The 20,352-nt window shown below is 54.3% G+C and carries 15 protein-coding genes; all 15 read right to left on the bottom strand.

All coding sequences use genetic code 11. The annotated features are described in order from the left end of the window. Window positions 1-50: 50 nt before the first annotated feature. Window positions 51-1,373 (bottom strand): serine--tRNA ligase, encoded by a 1,323-nt coding sequence (serS, locus tag BR86_RS0103240; RefSeq protein WP_051684548.1) that lies wholly within the window; start codon window positions 1,371-1,373, stop codon window positions 51-53. Between the two features lie 76 nt (window positions 1,374-1,449). Then, window positions 1,450-2,181, bottom strand: coding sequence for a thiamine diphosphokinase (locus BR86_RS0103245; RefSeq protein ID WP_081844014.1), 732 nt, complete (start codon window positions 2,179-2,181; stop codon window positions 1,450-1,452). Then, window positions 2,178-2,840 (bottom strand): ribulose-phosphate 3-epimerase, encoded by a 663-nt coding sequence (gene rpe, locus BR86_RS0103250; RefSeq protein WP_031471571.1) that lies wholly within the window; start codon window positions 2,838-2,840, stop codon window positions 2,178-2,180. Before rpe ends, BR86_RS0103245 begins: the two co-directional genes overlap by 4 nt. 79 nt (window positions 2,841-2,919) lie before the next feature. Further along, on the bottom strand, window positions 2,920-3,798 hold the full coding sequence (gene rsgA / locus BR86_RS0103255; RefSeq protein ID WP_031471572.1) for a ribosome small subunit-dependent GTPase A: 879 nt from the start codon (window positions 3,796-3,798) through the stop codon (window positions 2,920-2,922). Beyond that, on the bottom strand, window positions 3,798-5,816 hold the full coding sequence (pknB, locus tag BR86_RS0103260; protein ID WP_408644183.1) for a Stk1 family PASTA domain-containing Ser/Thr kinase: 2,019 nt from the start codon (window positions 5,814-5,816) through the stop codon (window positions 3,798-3,800). The genes rsgA and pknB overlap by 1 nt, the downstream gene beginning before the upstream one ends. Beyond that, the gene (locus BR86_RS0103265) at window positions 5,809-6,561 is read right to left on the bottom strand and encodes a Stp1/IreP family PP2C-type Ser/Thr phosphatase (protein ID WP_031471574.1); all 753 of its coding nucleotides are present in this window, start codon (window positions 6,559-6,561) and stop codon (window positions 5,809-5,811) included. Before BR86_RS0103265 ends, pknB begins: the two co-directional genes overlap by 8 nt. A 21-nt stretch (window positions 6,562-6,582) precedes the next feature. Beyond that, window positions 6,583-7,632 carry a dual-specificity RNA methyltransferase RlmN gene (rlmN, locus tag BR86_RS0103270; RefSeq protein ID WP_031471575.1) on the bottom strand — a complete coding sequence of 350 codons (1,050 nt, stop codon included), beginning with the start codon at window positions 7,630-7,632 and terminating at the stop codon, window positions 6,583-6,585. 56 nt (window positions 7,633-7,688) lie between these two features. Next, on the bottom strand, window positions 7,689-9,014 hold the full coding sequence (rsmB, locus tag BR86_RS0103275) for a 16S rRNA (cytosine(967)-C(5))-methyltransferase RsmB (protein ID WP_031471576.1): 1,326 nt from the start codon (window positions 9,012-9,014) through the stop codon (window positions 7,689-7,691). Further along, on the bottom strand, window positions 9,004-9,711 hold the full coding sequence (locus BR86_RS0103280; RefSeq protein WP_031471577.1) for a zinc metallopeptidase: 708 nt from the start codon (window positions 9,709-9,711) through the stop codon (window positions 9,004-9,006). The genes rsmB and BR86_RS0103280 overlap by 11 nt, the downstream gene beginning before the upstream one ends. Window positions 9,712-9,779: 68 nt before the next feature. Continuing rightward, complete coding sequence (gene fmt / locus BR86_RS0103285; protein WP_031471578.1) at window positions 9,780-10,727, bottom strand: methionyl-tRNA formyltransferase; 948 nt, start codon at window positions 10,725-10,727, stop codon at window positions 9,780-9,782. Then, window positions 10,724-11,209 (bottom strand): peptide deformylase, encoded by a 486-nt coding sequence (gene def / locus BR86_RS0103290; RefSeq protein WP_031471579.1) that lies wholly within the window; start codon window positions 11,207-11,209, stop codon window positions 10,724-10,726. Before def ends, fmt begins: the two co-directional genes overlap by 4 nt. A gap of 15 nt (window positions 11,210-11,224) precedes the next feature. Continuing rightward, window positions 11,225-13,486: a replication restart helicase PriA gene (gene priA / locus BR86_RS0103295; RefSeq protein ID WP_031471580.1), complete on the bottom strand. Its 2,262-nt coding sequence runs from the start codon at window positions 13,484-13,486 to the stop codon at window positions 11,225-11,227. 132 nt (window positions 13,487-13,618) lie between these two features. Beyond that, window positions 13,619-15,013: a UDP-N-acetylmuramoyl-tripeptide--D-alanyl-D-alanine ligase gene (locus BR86_RS0103300; RefSeq protein WP_031471581.1), complete on the bottom strand. Its 1,395-nt coding sequence runs from the start codon at window positions 15,011-15,013 to the stop codon at window positions 13,619-13,621. Between the two features lie 18 nt (window positions 15,014-15,031). Further along, window positions 15,032-16,513 carry a UDP-N-acetylmuramoyl-L-alanyl-D-glutamate--2,6-diaminopimelate ligase gene (locus BR86_RS0103305; RefSeq protein ID WP_031471582.1) on the bottom strand — a complete coding sequence of 494 codons (1,482 nt, stop codon included), beginning with the start codon at window positions 16,511-16,513 and terminating at the stop codon, window positions 15,032-15,034. Between the two features lie 21 nt (window positions 16,514-16,534). Next, the gene (locus tag BR86_RS15510; protein ID WP_081844016.1) at window positions 16,535-20,215 is read right to left on the bottom strand and encodes a DNA translocase FtsK 4TM domain-containing protein; all 3,681 of its coding nucleotides are present in this window, start codon (window positions 20,213-20,215) and stop codon (window positions 16,535-16,537) included. Window positions 20,216-20,352: the final 137 nt, after the last annotated feature.

Raw genomic sequence — 20,352 nt, forward strand, 5'->3', positions numbered from 1 at the left:
GGCCGTTTCGCATATGAGAATCTCCCGTGGAGAATTCATTGCGGATAGAATTACTGTTTATTCTGAGTAGCTTTTTCGATGCTGTTGTAGTTCGGAACAAGGACTTCCTTGCCGCCCATGTAAGGTCTGAGCACTTCCGGAATCCGGATGGAACCGTCCGCCTGAAGATTGTTCTCAAGGAATGCGATGAGCATTCTCGGCGGAGCAACAACCGTATTGTTCAGTGTGTGCGGAAGATACTTTTTGCCGTCTTCACCGTTGATACGGATCTGCAGTCTTCTTGCCTGAGCGTCGCCAAGGTTCGAGCAGCTTCCTACCTCGAAGTATTTCTTCTGGCGCGGAGACCACGCTTCTACGTCAAGGGATTTTACCTTGAGGTCCGCAAGGTCACCCGAACAGCAACAGAGTGTTCTGACCGGAACGTCCATGGAGCGGAACAGGTCAACGGTGTTCTGCCAGAGCTTATCATACCACATATTGGATTCTTCCGGCTTGCAGACAACGATCATCTCCTGTTTTTCGAACTGGTGAATGCGGTATACACCTCTCTCCTCGATACCGTGCGCCCCCTTCTCCTTGCGGAAGCACGGAGAATAGGATGTCAGAGTGATCGGAAGCTGCTGCTCCGGAACAATCTGATCGATGAAACGGCCGATCATGGAATGCTCGGAAGTGCCGATCAGATAGAGATCCTCTCCCTCGATCTTGTACATCATCGCATCCATCTCGTCAAAGCTCATTACGCCGTTGACAACATTGCCGTGAATCATGAACGGCGGGATGACATAGGTGAAACCGCGGTTGATCATGAAATCACGCGCGTAAGCCAGTACGGCGGAATGCAGTCTTGCGATATCGCCGATCAGATAGTAGAAACCGTTACCTGCAACTCTTCTTGCCGCGTCCAGATCGATACCGGCAAAGCTCTCCATGATATCGGTGTGATACGGGATGTCAAATTCCGGGACAACCGGCTCTCCGAACTTCTCAACTTCCACGTTCTCGGAATCATCCTTACCGATCGGAACGCTCGGATCGATGATGTTCGGGATTACCATCATGATCTTTTTGATCTTCTCCGCGTACTCTTTCTCCAGTCCGGAAAGTTCCTCAAGGCGTGCCGCATTGGCCGCTACCTGCTTCTTAACTTCCTCCGCTTCTTCCTTCTTTCCCTGAGCCATCAGCGCGCCAATCTGCTTTGAGATCTTGTTCTTCTGCGCTCTCAGCTCCTCCGCCTCGGCAATCGCCGCGCGGTTCTTCTTGTCAAGCTCGATGACTTCATCAACCATCGGAAGCTTTCTGTCCTGGAATTTGTTGCGGATGTTCTGTTTAACAGCCTCAGGATTCTCTCTGAGGAACTTTAAATCTAACATAATGACCTCCCACCATGTCCTTAATATAATAACTTTTTCGATTATACACCATCTGCCGGAATCATGAAAGCAAAAATTAGCGCTCAGGGAACGATTTGTCGCACGATTCGATGACGATCAGTTCCCCGCCGTCAAAGGTGATTTCCGCCGTATCTTCCACAATCTCATTGCTGATCAGAAGGGAACAGCCCATCTCGATATCCCGGTTCTCCAGCGGATATTTGAAACCGCGAAGCGTAATCCCCGTGACACTTGTCGTCAGAGGCAGAAAAGAGATATATTTTCCAAACTGACTGTCTTTCCGGAATACACGCCCGCTCCACGCCATACTGATGCGGTTCCGGGGATCGATCAGGGAAATGAAGGCTCCCTTTTTACGGTATTCGTAAAGAAGCTGGATATTGGCCAGTTCGTGGTCAATACGGCCACCAAACGCACCTAAAACCTCCATTCGGTGAAATCCCGCGCTCAATGCGTCCATCAGGGCAAGTTCCGTGTCGGTCTCGTCCTTTTCCGGCTGATGAATGTCCCGGCAGATCCGCTCATCTTTGCGGAATTCTTCAAAGATTTCCGGCTCGAGAGTATCAAAATCCCCGACGATCTGATCGGGAAGAATCCGGGACTGTGCAAGAAACCGGAGACCGGCGTCCGCAGCGATGATTCTGCCGTAACTTCTGCTGCGGATGAAGTCTGCGGCAAAAGCCGGTTCAAGGTCTCCGCCGGTCACGATCAGACAGCAATCGCTGTCCGGTTTCGTAATCCGGCAAAGTCCGTCTTCCGGCTTTCGTTCAAAGTGAAATCTTTTCATGCGTTATACTTGCGGAATATTTCCATAAAATCGGCTGCATTCTTTCCTGCATCGCCGCTGAAGACGGCGGATCCGACAACGATCGTATCTGCCCCGGCCTCAAGAATCTCCTCTACATTGGAGAGTTTTACGCCGCCGTCAATCTCAATCCGGCATTTCAGCCCCTGCTCATCGATCATCCGGCGAAGAGCACGGATCTTATCGAGAGTGTACGGAATAAACTTCTGTCCGCCGAATCCCGGGTTGACGCTCATCACCAGTACCATGTCCACATACGGAAGAATGCAGGAAATGGTTTCCACCGGTGTTGCCGGATTCAGTGCAACTGCCGGACTCATACCGGCCTCACGGATCTGATTGATCGTTCTGTCCAGATGTCTGCAGGCTTCCTGATGAACACAGACAATGTCAGCGCCCGCTTTTTTCAGGTCGTCGACAAATCTTCCCGGTTCTTCCACCATCATGTGAACGTCAAAAATCCGTCTGGTGCATCCGCGAATGGAAGCGATTACCGGCATACCGAAGGAAATGCTCGGCACAAAGCTTCCGTCCATCACATCCAGATGAATGTACTCAGCTCCAGCTCTGTCTACAGCTGCAATCTGCTCTCCGAGTTTTGTGAAATCTGCTCCGAGAACAGACGGTGATAAGATGATCATGATACTCTCCTTTGAATGATTCGTATGAAATATTGAGACACGGGCGCAGATCTGTCTGACGCCGGTGGACCCTCTTTTCTCAGTACCTTCTCTTGTTTCTGAGTTCCTCATAGATGAGAAGATAATTCTCATAGCGAGACGCAGCAATGGTCCCCGCGGCAACGGCATCTTTTACGCCGCACTCCCGCTCACCGACATGAACGCAGCCGAGGAAGCGGCACCGGTCCTCGTACGCCGAAAATTCGGGATAAAAGGCCTGAAGATCTCTCGCCTCAATTCCGTCGACATAGATCGAACTGAACCCCGGTGTATCGCAGACAAAGGTTCCGTCCTTCACAAAAAACAGTTCCGAATGACGGGTCGTATTCTTTCCGCGGCTGATTTTACGGCTGAGTTCTCCGATCTCCATCTCTGCATCCGGCTGAAGATGGTTCGTGAGAGACGATTTTCCGACGCCGGAAGGACCGGCAAGAACGGTCGTCTTACCGGCAAGAAGCTCATCCAGCCGGTCAAGGCCCAGCTGTTTTCGGGTGCTGAAAAAGCATACGGTACAGCCTGCGTGCTCATAAATTCTGCGAAGGTTTTCCTCTCCGTCCGAATCGGTAAGATCCGCCTTGCTGAATGCAATGATCACCGGTACCTTCTGCATCCGCATCATAACCAGAAAACGGTCCAGAAGGTTCAGATTCGGTTCCGGATCGGTCACAGCGAACACCACCAGCGCCTGATCCACATTGGCGACAGCGGGACGGATCAGACTGTTCTTCCTCGGAAGGATCCGCTCCACGTTGCCGGTCTTATTCTTCTCGTCCAGTACCGTGATCTCCACGTCATCACCGACCAGCGGCTTTTCTTTCCGGTTGCGGAACACGCCTTTGGCACGGCATTCGTAAACCGAACCGATTCCGTCGTGGACATAATAGAATCCCGCAATCCCTTTCACGATCTTCCCCTGCATTATCTGGCCACCTCGACAAACGTGAGATTATAAGTCTTCAGCACACGGTCATTCGTCAGATCCAGAACCTGAAGTGTTCCCCTCCGGATGCCGTCCGCTCCTTCGATGCTGTAGTGGACCGGAAGCGCGGTATTCGCCATGATCGTCGTCGGATCCATCACAACTTTGGTGTGATTTTCTCCATCGACCACCTGTTTCATGACAATGGAGATCTTCAGTTCCGTGTTGCCGGAACTCGGTCCGAAATAATCCTGCAGCGAAAGGGTATCATTTACCGCAGCCACAAAATGCGTGTCTTTTCCCTCACTGACCACATAGTCGATGGTGGAACCCTTTGCGATCTCCGACTGCGGCTCTGCCGACTGGGAAAGAATCGTTCCGGCCGGAGCATCGTCTTTGGTTCTGGTCTCCATGCCGAGGGAAAGCCCGATGGTATCCAGTACCACCCTTGCATTTTCCACGGACATTCCGGTGATATTCGGAACCGGAACCATGACCTTTTCCGGCCCGAGACTGCTGATCAGCGTTATCGTATCGCCTTCTTCCGCCTCTGTCGGAGAGAAGCGAATGATTTTTCCCTTCTCAACCTCTGTGTTGTTCTCTTCTTCAATCTTGACTTCGAGTTTTTTGTCCGACAGAATCTGCTTCGCATTATCCAGCGTCATACCGACGAGATTCAGCGAATCAAGACGGATGGTTTCACCTGCGCTGCTCTCCTGTGCTCCGCTCTCGGCATCCGTGCTGCCGGATTCACTCTCGGAAGTGGATTCGTCCGTTCCGCTCTCGGCAGTGATCTCGGTACTCTTACCCGAATCGGAAAAACTGTCATTGAACAGTCCGGAAAGCTTCACACCGATCACAATGATAATGATCACAATAATGATCGCTGCCGCAACGCCGATTGCATTCAGCATCTTGTCGAGGGACGCGGTCTCCCTGCGTTTGTGACGGTTTCCCTCGTGGGCGTTGCCGCGGGATACGCCATTTTTCTGCTTTCCGTTTGCAGTGTTTGTTCTCCCGTTCTTTTCCGGAGCACCGGCGGCTTCTTTTTCCTCTGCGGATTTTGTGTTTTTTCTCTTTAGAGCATCGCTGCTGTCGGCGATCCGGTCCAGTATGATCGTGGGGCCGTCACTTTCCGCACCGCGGACCTGTGTCGGCGCATCATCGCTCTCTGCCTGGCGGTTCAGCTGTTCGTCCTCCGGATCGACTAACGCTCTCCGAAGTTCGCTGATCAGGTCATAGCAATCCTGGTAACGGTTTTCCGGCATTTTCTGTGTACAGCGGGAAATGATCCGGCTGAGCGCGGAACTCACCTCCGGATTCAGGCTCTCCGCGTGCGGCATCGGCTGCTGCAGATGAGCAAGCGCGATCTGAACCGGAGTCTCACCCTCAAAGGGAGTATTTCCGGTCACCATCTCAAAGATCGTGATTCCGAGTGAGTAAATGTCGCTGCGCGCATCGCTGTACTCCCCTCTCGCCTGCTCCGGTGAAATATAGTGGACCGAACCGACGGCATTGCCGTTGATTGTCTGGCTGGATACCGCTCTCGCAATGCCGAAATCGGCAACCTTCACCTTCCCGTCTTTGTTGATGATCATATTCTGCGGTTTGATATCGCGGTGGACGATGTGCTGATCGTGCGCTGCCGCGATACCCTGTGCCACCTGAATGGCAATCCCGATGGCTTCCCGGTTCTCGAGGCGCCCCTTGTTCCGGATATAGTTTTTCAGGGTGACGCCCTCGATCAGCTCCATGACGATATAGTGCAGGCTGTCTTCGTCGACGACGTCATAAATGCTGACAATATTCGGATGCGAGAGTCCGGCTGCAGACTGCGCTTCCATCTTGAAGCGGCTGACAAAGTTTGCGTCTGTGCTGTATTCTTCTTTCAAAAGTTTGATCGCAACCAGCCGGTTCAGCACATGGCATTTTGCCTGATAGACTTCCGACATGCCGCCGGTGCCGATCAGTGACAGAATCTCGTATCGATTCTGCAGATACTGTCCTATCTTAAGCATCATGTCGGTTCACCTCTTTCGTTTCCGGCTCCGCCAGGATGACAGAGATATTATCTCTACCGCCATGTTCATTGGCCAGATGTATCATTTTTTCCACTCTCTGTTTCAGATCGGTCGGTTCTTCGGCGATTGCGAGAATCTCAGCATCGCTGAGCATATTGGTGAGACCGTCCGAGCAAAGAAGAATCCGGTCTCCTTCCTGAAGTTCTTCCTCAAAAAAATCACATTCCACCGTCCGGTCGATGCCGACAGCCCGTGTAATGATGTTTTTGCTGCGGCGGTAGGAATCGCTTCCCCGGGACATCTGCCCCTTCTCGACCATCTCTTCCACATAAGAATGGTCGCGGGTGATCTGACGGATCCTGCCGCTTCGGATCAGGTAGAGCCGGCTGTCGCCGACGTTGGCGGCGTAGAGAAGTCCGTCCGACGTCGTTCCTGCAACAATGGTCGTTCCCATTCCCTTGCATTCATCCCGCTCAAGCGATATTCGGAAAAGCTCACGGTTAACCTTTTCGAGCGCTTCGCGCATCACGCGGATCGGAGACGAAGCTGCGGAAGCAGAAACCGCTTCCGTGAAATGATCCACCAGATACCGGGACGCAAAATCACCGGCTTTATGCCCGCCCATGCCGTCGGCGATGATCATCAGATTGTCCAGAGGACCGACCGGCTTTTCGACAGCGGCCAGGCAGTCCTCATTTACCGGTCGTTTCTTACCGATATCCGTTGCTGCATAAATCCTCATTCGGAAGAATCTCCTTTTCGTTTACTCTGTCACATTCTCATCCATAAAGCTCTTGCGGAGCTGGCCGCAGGCGCCATTGATATCTCTTCCCATCTCCCGGCGGATGGTCACCGGTATGCCCTTCTGTTCCAGATAATCCCGGAACGCCTCGATCGCACGGCGGTCCGACTGCCGGTAGTCTCTCTCCTTGATCGGATTGACCGGAATCAGATTGACATGGCCGTGCTGACCGCGGATCAGCTCGGCGAGCTGACGTGCCTCCTCAAGATTGTCGTTCACGCCGGCCACAAGGCTGTACTCAAACGTCAGCCGTCTTCCGGTCTTCTCAAAGTACTCATGGCAGGCGGCCAGGATATCCTTCAGCCGGTAGGAATTCGCCACCGGCATCAGCGTCTTCCGCACCTCATCATTTGGCGCGTGAAGGGACAGCGCCAGAGTCACCGGAAGATCCTCGTCCGCAAGTTTCCGGATTCCCGGGACGATGCCGCAGGTGGAAACGGTCACGTTGCGCTGACTGATGTCGAGCCCGTCCGGCGATGTGAGAAGCCGGATAAAACGGATGACATTGTCATAATTGTCCATCGGTTCGCCCGATCCCATAATGACAACATTGGAAACCCGTTCGCCGGAGTCTTTCTGGATCTCATACACCTGATCCAGGATCTCAGACGGTCTCAGGTTCCGCTCCAGACCGTCCAGGGTGGACGCACAGAAGCGGCAGCCCATACGGCAGCCGACCTGACTGGACACGCAGACGGAATTGCCGTGATGGTAGCGCATGAGAACGCTTTCGATCACATTTCCGTCCGAAAGACGGAAAAGATATTTTCTTGTCCCGTCGATTTTGGAAATGCGGACGTCCGCAATCTCCAGATGAACGTACTCGGCGTTTTCTGACAGCTTTGCCCGGAGATCCCTCGAAAGATTCGTCATCTCTTCAAAGGAGGATGCCAGTTTCACGTGCATCCACTGATAAAGCTGGGTAGCGCGAAACGGCTTTTCCCCGATTCGGGTCATATATTCTTTCAGTTCCTCGAGTGTGAGGGACCGGATGTCTGTTTTTTCACTCATTGTTTCTTCCTGTTATTGTATATGAAGTTGTGTATGAAGCGTTTCGGCACACGGTTTTACTGTCTGCGGAAGACTGCGATAAAAAAGCCGTCGCAGGGATGTGCCCCCGGAAGAAGCTGAACATATCCTTCTTTCAGTGTCCCGTCGTCCAGGCCGCTTCCGAAACGGCCCGAGATATCCACTGCCTCAAATGGGAAATGTTCCAGAAACCATCTCCGGTTCTCTTCATTTTCTTCTCTTGTCACGGTGCAGGTGCTGTAGATTAGTGTCCCACCGTGCTTTACATATTTCCAGACGGTTTCAAGGATTGTCCGCTGAAGTCCTGCCAGATCACGGATCGCCTCTTCGGACGCGTGATATCGGATATCGGGTTTCCTGCCGATGACTCCCAGACCGGAACACGGAAGATCACAGATCAGGACATCGCAGGACTCCTCATCTTCCGGCACAAAACGGGATGCATCCCGGACCTCTGCGGTCAGATTGGAGAGCCCCGTCTGGGCAATATTTGCCTCCGTCAGAAGAATCTTGTTCTCCGAGAGATCCCGGACCGTGACATGGCCTTCCGGTCCCACAAGCTCCGCGGCGTGAATTGCCTTTCCACCCGGTGCGCCGCACACATCTATGACGGTATCACCGGCCTTGAAGCCGGCGGCATATCCCTGCAGAGCGGAGCTCAGATCCTGAATCCGGATTTTTCCTTCTTGAAACGCCCGGAGCATATCCGGCTGATCCACTCCGTCAAGGCGGAGGATTCTTCTGTCCGGCCAGAGTTCCGTGACGGCGGCACCGTCCTCCTTCAGCGACCGGATCACCTGCTCCGGGTCCAGTCCTTCCACAACGCGCACGGTCATCCCGGACGGCTCGGAAAAAGCGTTCAGCATGGCGTCGCACGCTTCCTTTCCGCAGTCCCTGTCCCAACGGTCAAGGATCCACTGCGGCATGGAATACCGGACCGAACGGTCCGGCCATGTGACGGTATCTTTTTTTCGGGCAATATTGCGCAGTACACCGTTGACAAAACCGCGGAGACCGGAAAAACCTCTGGACGTCGCCAGTTTCACGGCCTCATTGCAGACAGCGGAGTCCGGCACGCTGTCCATATGAAACAGCTGATAGACAGACATCCGCAGAATGGTGCGGATCACCGGCTTCATTTTTTTCATCTTTACGGTGGAGAACTGTCCGATGACATAATCCTCCTGAATCCGGCACTCCACCGTGCCTTCGATCAGGCGCTTCAAAAACGCGCGTTCCTGACGGCTGAGATAGCGGAACTTGTCCAGCGTCCGTCCGACCACAATATGGCTGTAACGGTCATGCTCCAGAATCTCGAGCAATGCGTCGAGCGCGATCTCTCTCACGGTATTCTTAGTCGTCACGTCGTCTTCCTCCGAACAGGATCAGCAGACGAAGCAGCTGAAGGAGTGATCCGATCGTCGCGGCAACATAGGTGAGTGCCGCCGCTGTGAGCACTTTTCTCGTGTCATTCACCTCATCCCGGATCAGAATTCCGGTGGATTCCAAAAGCCTGAGCGCGCGATGGGAAGCATTGAACTCCACCGGGAGCGTGACAAGCTGGAAGATCACCGAAAATGAGAACAGCACAATGCCGAGACTGATCAGGCGCCCCTGGCTGAGAAATACGCCGATCAGAATCATCGGCCAGGACAGGGAGGAACCGATGTTGACCACCGGAACGATTGCGCCGCGCACCTGCAGCGGAACATACCCAACCGCATCCTGAACCGCGTGGCCGCACTCGTGCGCGGCAACACCGACCGCCGCGATGCTGGTCGACGCATAGACCGGATCGCTGAGATTCACGGTGCGTGTTCTCGGATCATAGTGGTCTGTCAGCTCGCCGGCCACGTGAACCACCTGAACGTCATAAATCCCCTGGCTCTCGAGAATGCGCTTTGCCGTCTCCGCCCCGGTCAGACCGAGACGGGAGGAAACGCGGGTGTATTTGAGAAAGGTCGACTTCATCTTCATCGATGCGATGCCGGAGATGGCGATCGCGATCAGAATCAGAAAATATGTCGGATCAAAATAGTAACCATAATATCCGTAATACAAAACTAACCCACCCTTTCATGATGCGGACCCGAAACGGCCCGTGCAGAGAACAGATTGTTACGGGAAATCTATGCCTTTGTGAAACGGTCGCCTTCCTTCACCGGATATCCCCGAAGAAAAGCGTCGGAAGACATACGTTTTTTGCCGGACGGCTGAAGTTCCAGAATCCGCAGAAGACCTTTTCCGGTTCTGACATCAAAGGCGTTCTTTGAAACCGCAACCACCTCTCCCGGCTCGGCTTTTGATGCGGAATCACTCTCCGGAAGCACCTTTGCCTTCCAGATTTTGATTCCCTTGCCGTCCAGAGAGGAAAATGCACTCGGCCACGGATTCAGTCCCCGGATCAGCCGCTCGATGGATTCGGCATCCTTTGACCAGTCAATGTCTCCCATCTCTTTGGTGAGCATGGAGGCATGGGTTGCCTCTTCTTCGTTCTGTTTTTCCGGATGAAGTTCTCCGGCTTCCGCTTTTCGAAGCGTCGACTTGATCAGATCCGCTCCGAGAACGGCGAGACGGTCAAAAAGACTCCCTCCGGTCTCGTCCGGTGCCAGTTCGATTTCAGCTTTCTCGAGCATATCGCCCGTATCCATGCCGATATCCATCTGCATCGTCGTGACACCCGCCGTGCGGTCTCCGTTGATGACGGACCACTGAATCGGCGCACTTCCGCGGTATTTCGGCAGAAGCGACGCGTGAACATTGATGCAGCCGAGTCTCGGAATCTCCAGCACTTCTTTCGGAAGAATCTGTCCGAAAGCGGCAACCACCATGACATCCGGAGCCATATTCCGGAGCAGCTCCACAAATTCCGGATCCTTTTTGATGCGGACCGGCTGATAGACCGGAAGCCCGAGTTCCATCGCTCTCGCCTTGACATCGGAGATCTGAACCGCTTTTCCTCTCCCCTTCGGGCGATCCGGCTGTGTCACAACCGCCGTCACTTCCACGCCCATCTCAATCACCGCGTCGAGAATGGAAACCGCGAAGTCCGGCGTTCCCATGAAAACTGCTCTCATGCTTCTTCCTCGTCTTCCCCCGCCTCCACGTCACGGAGTCCGCCTTCCACTTTATCGACATACAGGACACCGTCCAGATGATCGCACTCGTGGCAGATGCATCTTGCCAGAAGGTCTGTGCCTTCGAGGCGGAATTCCTCCATGTTTTCATCGAGCGCGCGGACAATGACGTGCTCCGGTCTGGTCACCGTACCGGTCTTTCCCGGAACGCTAAGACACCCTTCATCGCCGACCTGTTCGCCGTCTGTCTCCTCGATCACCGGATTGATGAGGACATACTGGTTTCCGTCCTCGACATCCATCACGACAATGCGCTTGAGCACACCGACCTGCGGAGCCGCAAGACCGACACCGTTCGTCGCGTACATGGTCTCAAACATATCTTCAATCAGCTGACGGAGTGTCGGAGTCATCTCCTTCACTTCCTTGCATTTTTTTCTCAGCACTTCATCGCCTTCGGTTCTGACTTCTAAAACTGCCATATCTATAATCCTTTCTTATACATCGGTATCGCATGAGACGGCAACTTTTCCCGCATCCGGGAGTTTTTGTGCCATCTTAAGGGCATAGTTCCTGATTTTTAAAAGTATATCATATTTCATGCCCTTTATATATAACATTTTTCGGTAGACATCCTTTACACGGTAGACCGGAGCATCCGCCGGACCGATGATTTCAATGCCGTATTCCGCCGGATCTTCACCGCGTTTTGCCACGCTCTCAAGCGATTTCTCCACCCCGCGCCGGAGCAGCTCAGCGGTTCCCTCCGACATCCGTTTCACCGCTGCCTCGTCGGGCGACTGGAACCGGATCTCCATCATCGTTCTCACCGGCGGATAACCGGAGATCCTGCGGTATGCGATCTCCGCCCGGTAAAATGCGTCATAATCCTGTGCCGCCGCAGTCTGCACCGCATAGTGGTCCGGCATGTAGGTCTGAATCACGACGTGCCCCGGCTTCTCTCCTCTGCCCGCCCGGCCCGCAGCCTGCGTGATCAGGGAAAATGTCCGCTCACTGCTCCGGTAATCGGGCGTGTTCAGCGACATATCGGCCGCCATAATTCCCATCACCGTGACGGACGGAAAGTCGTGTCCTTTGACAATCATCTGCGTTCCGATCAGAATATCGGCCTCATGTTCCGAGAATTGTTCGAGAATCTCTTCCAGGCTTCCCTTTTTCCGGGTCGTGTCTGCATCCATCCGCAGTATCCTCGCGCCCGGGAACTCCTTTTCGGTCATCCATGCAAGTTTTTGCGTTCCGGTTCCGAAACCAGCAAGATACCGGGAACCACAGGCCGGACAGGTCTGCGGAAGCTCCGTCTCATATCCGCAGTAGTGGCAGACCAGCCGTTTTTTTCCGTGAAGCGTCAGCGACACATCGCAGTGCGGACAGTGAAGCGGTTTTCCGCAGGATCGGCAGGATATAAATCCGGCGTATCCCCTGCGGTTGATAAAGAGCATCACCTGTTCGCCACTCTTCAGCGCTGTCTCGATATGACGGTGAAGCGCGCGGCTGAAGATCGACCGGTTCCCCTCCGAGAGTTCCTGACGCATATCGACAATCTCCGTCTGAGGAAGGACACTTCCCGGAACCGCCCGTCCTGTCAGCCTGGACAGAGAGTATTTTCCCGACTCGGCCCGGAAGAAGGATTCCATGCTGGGCGTTGCGCTCCCCAGCACCACACCGGCACCGGAAAGGCGGGCTCTCGCCTCCGCTGTTTCTCTTGCGTGATAGCGGGGAACATTTTCGCTCTTATAGGCATTTTCATGTTCCTCGTCAATGATGATGAGACCCAGACGGTCAAACGGCGCAAAGAGCGCGCTCCGGGGACCGATCATGATGGATACCTCCCCCTTTTGCGCCCGCATCCACTGATCGTACCGCTCGCCGGCGGAGAGGCGGGAGTTCAGGATCGCAATCCGGTCGCCGAAGCGGCGGTAAAAGCGCATCACCGTCTGATACGTCAGCGAGATCTCCGGAATCAGAACGATCACCTGTTTTCCCTGCGAGAGAACGTGGTCCATCAGTTCCATGTAGACTTCGGTTTTTCCGCTTCCGGTCACGCCGCAGATCAGCCGGGTTCCACGAATTCCGGCATCGTATTCGGCCTTGAAATCCGAGACCGCAAGTGCCTGTTCCTCATTCAGAACCGGTTTCGTCCCGGCCATCTGTCCGCCCTCGCAACCGCCCCGGATCACCGTCTCTTTCTCCATCTGTATGATTCCGTCCGCGAGAAGCGGGTCGAGAGACGAATCCGAGATATGAAGCTGAGTCCGGGCAATCTCCAGCGGAATGTCCCTCGAGGTACGGAATTCGGTGAGCAGCCGCAGACGGGCACGGTATTTTTTTCGTTCCGCTTCACGGATCGCCGCCTCCAGTGCATCCGGGGCCAGAAGACATCGGATTGTCTTTTTTTCCTGCGGGCGGATCTTCTGCTTGACCGGAAGGACCGTCTTCAGGGCCTGGTTCATGGTTCCGCCGTAATTCTCCCGGATCCATTTTGCCAGAACAATCAGCTGGGACTGCACGCCAAGGGATCCGTCATCACAGGATAAAATATCTTTTATTTTTTCGGGATCAAATTCCGGCTCCTCACAGATCTCCACAACATAGGCACTCCTCTGCCGGTTGCCCTGGCCGAACGGAACGTGCACACAGGAACCGATACGGACATCCGCTTTCAAGAGGTCCGGAATCCGATATTCAAAAATTCGGTCGACACTCGATGCCGAGATGTCGACAATAACTTTAGCGTACATCGTTTTCGCTATCCCTCCTGACAGATAAGGGCCTTTACCCCGTGGTTATGGTTTAAAATGAGGCGGACCGTTCGTGATCCGCCTCCTGTGATGGAACAAAGTCCGCAAGCGGACCTCGGCTCCCCTGTTCGTTTATGCTTCATCCGTGAACTCGGCCGCAATGGTGCCAAGCTTCATGCTGTTGGAACCCTTGAACAGAACGGCATCACCCTCGGTGAGCTCATTTTTCAGAAATTCCGTCATTTCGTCCCGGTCTTCCTCCAGAAAACTTTCGATGCGAAGGTTCTCCCGCATGCCGCCGGCCGCAAATGCCCCCTTGGCAATCTCTTTTGCGAGGCTTCCGTAAACAACCAGAAGGTCCAGATGCATGGCGGAAACCGTTGCACCGATGTCACGGTGAAACCGGATCTCCTCGTCACCAAGCTCCTTCATGTCCGCAAGAACCGCGATGCGGCGTTTGGAGTCACGCATCCCGTTCAGAACGGAAAGCGCGGCGCGCATGGAATCCGGACTTGCATTGTAGGTATCGTCGATCACAAGAATCCCGTTCTTCTCGGAAATCTGGAGACGTCCCTTGAAGCCGCGGAATTCCTTCAGCTTTGCCGCAGCCGCATGAAGATCGACGCCGAAATGCTCCGCCACCGCCATGGCGGCGAGGGCATTGGAGACATTGTGCACACCCGGAACAGAGAGTTCAACGGGAACGCGGACATCACCGTGAACATAGGTAAATGTGCCGCATCCGTGCTTCGGCATGAGATCCTCCGCGTGACATTCGTTCTTCTCTTCACGGCCGAAGTGCAGAATGGAAATGCCGTCTTTCGGGGTTACGTCCGCCAGAAGATCGTTATCCCCGTTTACCAGAAGAAGACCTCCCTCCTTCATTCCGTCCTGAATGTGGAGTTTTTCTGCCAGAATGTTCTCACGGGAACCGAGATTTTCAATATGTGCCACGCCGATGTTGGTCATCACGGCGCAGTCCACTTTCGCGATTTCGGAAATCTTATGCATTTCTCCGGGATTGCTCATCCCGAGTTCCAGAACCGCGATCTCATCCTCTCCGGAGATCTCGGAAACGGTCATCGGAACGCCGACCTGACTGTTATGGTTGGCCGGAGTCTTAAAGGTGCGGTATTTGGCGGAGAGAGCCGCCGCGACCATCTCTCTCGTCGTTGTCTTTCCGACACTTCCGGTAATGCCGACCAGCGGAATGGTCAGACGCCCCCGAAGCCATGAGCCGATGTCCTGAAGCGCCTTTACGGTATCCTCCACGCGGATCAGCGCACCGCTCATCTCCTCCGGTGCCTCGTCGTGTTCCGAGGTGAGTGATGCCGCCGCGCCGTTCTGCATTGCCTTGGCAATGAACGCGTGGGCATCGTTTTTTTCGCCGATGATCGGGACAAAGAGATCATTTCCGCGCATCACGCGGGAATCAATCGCGATGTTTTCAAGCTTCTGATCCGGGTCTCCGCAGAGAATACGGCCGCCGACTGCCTCCGCAATATCCTTTACTGTAACATTTTCCATAACATGATCTCCTTTATCTCAGGCTAAGCCGAGCTCGGCAGCGGCCTTTCTTACTTCTTCCTGATCGGAGAAATGATGCTTCACTCCCTCGATTTCCTGGTAGTCTTCGTGTCCTTTTCCGATCACCGCGATGATGTCGCCGTCCTCTGCGTGTTCGAGACTGTAGCGGATTGCATCGCGGCGGTCCGGGATCTCGACATATTTTCCGTCGGACCGCGCGAGACCGGTCTTGATATCGTTCAGAATATCCGTCACGTTCTCAAAGCGGGAATTATCCGCCGTGATAATGTTCAGGTCCGCGTAGCGCCCGCCGATCTCACCCATGTCGTATCGGCGGTCTCTTGCCCGGTTGCCACCGCAGCCGAAGACAACCACGAGACGCTTCGGATGATAGCTCCGGAGTGTTTTCAGCAGCGTCTCCATGGAAACGCCGTTGTGGGCATAATCGACAATAACCGAACATTTTGCCGATTTATAGACGATCTCCATTCTTCCGTTGATGTGAAGGTTTTCGAGACTGTGTTCAAACCGGTCTTCCGGAAGATCGAAATGCGAGCATACTCCGGCTGCCGCCAGCGCGTTGCAGGCGTTAAAGATGCCCGGAACCGAGACGCGGAAGCGGTGATGTCTCTTCTCTCCGTCTTTTTCGTAAATCATGGTGAATCCGATTCCCACAAAATCATGTTCACGGATATAGTCGATCGCCTCCGCTGTGAAATCCGCGGACTGTTCCAGTGAAAAGGTTTTGATCTCCGCCTTCGCTCCGTCGGTGATCTCGTCAAAATGCGGATCATCCCGGTTTACCAGGCAGACATCGCTGTTCGCCAGAAGCATTTTCTTAAAGCCGATGTACTCCGCAAAATCCGCATGCTCATTCGGGCCGATATGGTCGTTGGAAATGTTCATGAAGATCGCGTAGTTATAGTGAATTCCGTTCACACGCCGCATCTTGTAGCTCTGGGAGGACACCTCCATCACCATGTATTCACAGCCCTCCTCGACCATTCTTGCAAAGCTCTGCTGCAGAATATAGGATTCCGGCGTGGTGTTTGCCGTCGGTGTATGGGTATCGCCGATGACAATGCCGTTGGTGCCGATCAGCCCGGTTTTCTTTCCGCAGGCCTCCAGCATCGCCTTGATCATATAGGTCGTGGTGGTCTTTCCCTTTGTTCCGGTGACGCCGATGGTCGTCATCTTGCGGGCCGGATAGCCAAAACGCGCGGCAGAAAGAAGCGCAAGTGCATCTCTTCCGTCCGAAACACAGAGAACAGTCACATCTGCCGGCACATCCACCTCATGCTCGGCGACGATGACTTTCGTCCCCTTCGCCACCACATCCGGAACAAACCGGTGCGCATCCACATTAGCTCCCCGCATGCATACAAACACGGTTTGCGGCGCGGCCTTTCTGGAGTCATAGACGACTTCCGTCACTTCCTCATCCAGATTTCCCTGGAGAAGCGTATAGTTCAGTTCTCCCAACCATTCCCGTAATTTCACGGTTTTATCCCCCTGATTCTTTTACATCATACTGTTTTCAAACTGTTCCATGCTCATCAGGATCTCGCGGGGCTTCGTTCCCTGCTCCCCGGCGACAACGCCGGCTTCTTCGAGCTGATCCATGATTCTTGCCGCACGGTTAAATCCGATCTTAAACATGCGCTGCAGCATACCGATGCTCGCCTTGTCCTTTTCAATGATAAAGCGGGCGGCCTGCTCAAAGTACGCATCGCGCTCACCGCCGCCTCCGCCGAAGCTTCCGACGCTGCTTGCGCTGATCTTGGATTCGATGTCGTCCGCATACTCGGCTTCATATCCCTCATCGGTCAGATAGCGGACCACCTCTCCGACTTCCTCATCCGAGACAAATGCGCCCTGCACGCGTTTCGGCTTCGGATAACCGGACGGATAAAAGAGCATATCGCCCTTTCCGAGAAGTTTCTCGGCTCCGTTCATATCGATAATCGTTCGCGAATCGACGCCGGAGGAAACCGAGAAGGCGATTCGGGAAGGAATATTTGCCTTGATAACGCCGGTAATGACATTGACCGACGGTCTCTGGGTCGCGATGACCAGATGAATGCCGGCCGCACGGGCAAGCTGTGCCAGACGGCAGATCGCCTCTTCCACATCGCCCGGTGCCACCATCATGAGATCGGCAAGCTCGTCGACAATGATGATGATCTGCGGCATTTTCTTCGGCTTTTCCTCACCTTCAAGATCGGAGATGCCGTCCACGCGGGCATTGTAGCCCTTGATGTCGCGAACGTTGTATTTGGCAAATGTATTATACCGCTCTGTCATCTCCTGCACCGCCCAGTTGAGCGCACCGGCCGCTTTTTTCGGATCGGTCACAACCGGAATGAGAAGATGCGGAATGCCGTTGTAAACGCTGAGTTCGACAACCTTCGGATCGATCATGATCATCTTGACCTCTTCCGGCTTTGCCTTGTAGATGATGCTCATGATCAGCGTATTGATGCAGACGGATTTACCGGAACCGGTGGCACCGGCAATCAGAAGATGCGGCATCTTTGCCACATCGGTGACCACTGTCTGCCCGCCGATGTCCTTGCCGACGGCAAAGGCAACCTTCGACTTGTGTTTGGAAAACTCCTGAGATTCCAGCAGCTCACGCAGATATACCGTCTTCTGTTCTTTGTTCGGAACCTCGATGCCGATGGCCGCTTTTCCCGGAATCGGCGCCTCAATTCGGATATCCGCCGCCGCCAGGTTCAGTTTGATGTCATCCTGCAGGGCGAGAATCCGGCTGACTTTGACGCCCATATCCGGCTGGAGTTCATACCGCGTAACGGTCGGGCCGCAGCTGATATTGGTCACGGTAACGCCGACGCCGAAATTCTTCAGTGTCTGCTGAAGCTTCACGGCAGTGTCCTCGTAATAGGACGCGTCAAACTCGCCGCCCGGCCGCATGTCTTTCCGGAGAAGGCTCAGCGGTGGGAAGACATATTCTTTCTTGGGCTGCATTTCCTTCTGTGCGGTGAGCTGGGCCTGAACATCCGCCGCTTTCCGCAGAGCGTCCTGCTGTTCCCGGATCTTGTCCGCCTTTGCCTCAAGCGCCGCCTTCTTCACCAGAATTGCATCCGCATTCGGATCCCGGGGCGGAAGAACCGCGCCGGTGGCCGTGATCACCGGCTGATCCCTGCGATCATATGACGAAGATGCCGGAACCGCAGAGGATGCCGGCTGTGAAAACGGACGTGCTTCAGGAGTCGGTGATCCGTCAGGCCGCGCCGTGGAACTTACGGCAATCGCCGCGGCAGAAAAACCGTCGTCTTCTTCCGGATCATATCCGTTTTCATCGGATTCACCGTTCAGCTCATCGTTTTCATTCTCCTCTTCCGCTTCCTCGTCATCCCCATCCCCGTCATCCGGTTCCGAATCATGGGCGGAGGATCCGTTTTCGAAAGTATATTCTCCGGACGTTTCATCCGCTCTGTCGAGTGTCTCAGACGCTCCGGCCATTCTGTCGAAAATCTCCGAAGAAACGGCTTCTCTGCCGAATGACTCCGGTTCTCCGGCAGTACTGTCAAACGTCTCCGGCTCCCCGTTCTGCCAGTCTTGATTGCGGGCAGCCTCCTCGGGAAGCGGATTTCCGCTGTACATTTCTTCAAACGTCCGGGTATCTCTGCGGATATAGACCGCCTTCAGGATATTGTCATCGCTTCGGTTCTCATCCTGATAACGCACCGCGGCCCGGATTCCCTCATCCGGATCCTCTTCTTCCTCAAAGGAACCATCATCACCGTCCCAAGATTCCGACCCGGCGTATTCCTTTTCGTTTTTCGATGAGAACTCCGCAGAAAACGCGCTGTCATCCCCTGACGCATTGTCCCATTCCTCATCCGTCTGTTTTTCCGGTTCCGTCTCCCATTCCGAATCAACATCGTCATCCGGAGTATCTCTCCGGATATCTTCGGTCATCTCATATGCTCTGTCCGGATATCTCGGAGACGGACCGGTTTTCCCGGTTCCGGCGTCCGGCCCGTCAGATTCCGTCATGTCTCCGGATGCCGAAGCCGAATCCTCATCCGTCTCATTCATGCCGGAGTAACGGATCTTTCCGCGGAATACCGAAGCAGGATCTGTTTCATCCGCCGCCCTGGACGCCGCGGCCAGAACTTCTCCCGCCTTGCGGAGACGGGAATCCATCTCCTCCGACTGTGCGGTAAGGTGTTCAGAGACTTCCGGTACCATCTCCGGTGACGGTGCACTTTCCCCTGCGGGCGACGGGAAGTCAACCACCCGGTCACCGCGGGAAGTGACGGAAAAGATCGGTTCCGGTCCGTTTTCCTCTTTTCTTCCGAGAATCCGCTCTTCATCAAACTCCGCATCTTCCGGACGGCGTCTGCGCGCCGGAAGCTCCTTTGCGGCATTCTTAAAGGACTGGCTGAGTGTCGCACCGCGAAGTTCGGTTGCCTCGAGATTTACCCCGCGGACATTCTGGTCCTCCAGCCGTTTCGCCTCCCGGATTTCCCTCTCGGCCGCTCTCATCTCTCTTCTCCGGGAGATGTCCTCTCGCGCATACTCATAAGTTGACTCGCTCTTTTCCCGTACCACTTTGACCAGAGATTTTCCGGTGACCAGCACACAGCCGATGGCCATGAGCGCGGTCAGAATCAAAAAGGTTCCGACACCGCCGACCACCGCATGGAGTGCCATGTAGAGAAGGCCGCCGAAAAAGCCGCCGGCGCCGCCCTGCAGGTAATAATCCGCCGGAGATCCGGTTCCCGCTTCACCGATAAACAGCTGAATCATCGCGCCGAGAGCCCAGAGGAACAGCACGCTCCCGCCAAGACGCACGCAGGCACGCATGCTTCCGTTATTGGACAGATAAAAGCACACGCCGATAAAAATGGCGATGGGCGCAAGATAGCCGAGCACGCCGAAAAGTCCCAGAGTAAACGCGCTGAGATAACTGCCGAATGTTCCGATCACACCGAAATTGCTCAGGAAAAAGAGCGCACAGAGGGCAAAGGACAGGATGATGCCCAGCTCAGTGCTGAGTTTTCCGTCCTCATAATAAATCTCCTCCTGCTCTTCCTCCGCTGTGTTCCGCGCAGTTCTGGTTTCTCTCTGCGCAGCAGTATTTTTCTTCTTATTTCCGTTTTTCGAAGATCCTCGTTTTGTCTTCTTTTCCGATGCCTCCGCCGGTGCAGAGGTTTTCTTTCTTGATGCCATTCAGAACCTCCATGTCATCATTTGCCTAACTTCATAAGTATACAAAAAGTCACGGAAAATTGCAAGATTTAAGAGAACGCATGTGCGATAATGTGCGATAAACCGGCGACAGAGTATCTCACTCCGCCGCCGGTTTA

The sequence above is a fragment of the [Clostridium] aminophilum DSM 10710 genome, from assembly GCF_000711825.1.
GTDB classification, from domain to species: Bacteria; Bacillota; Clostridia; order Lachnospirales; family Lachnospiraceae; genus Clostridium_R; species Clostridium_R aminophilum.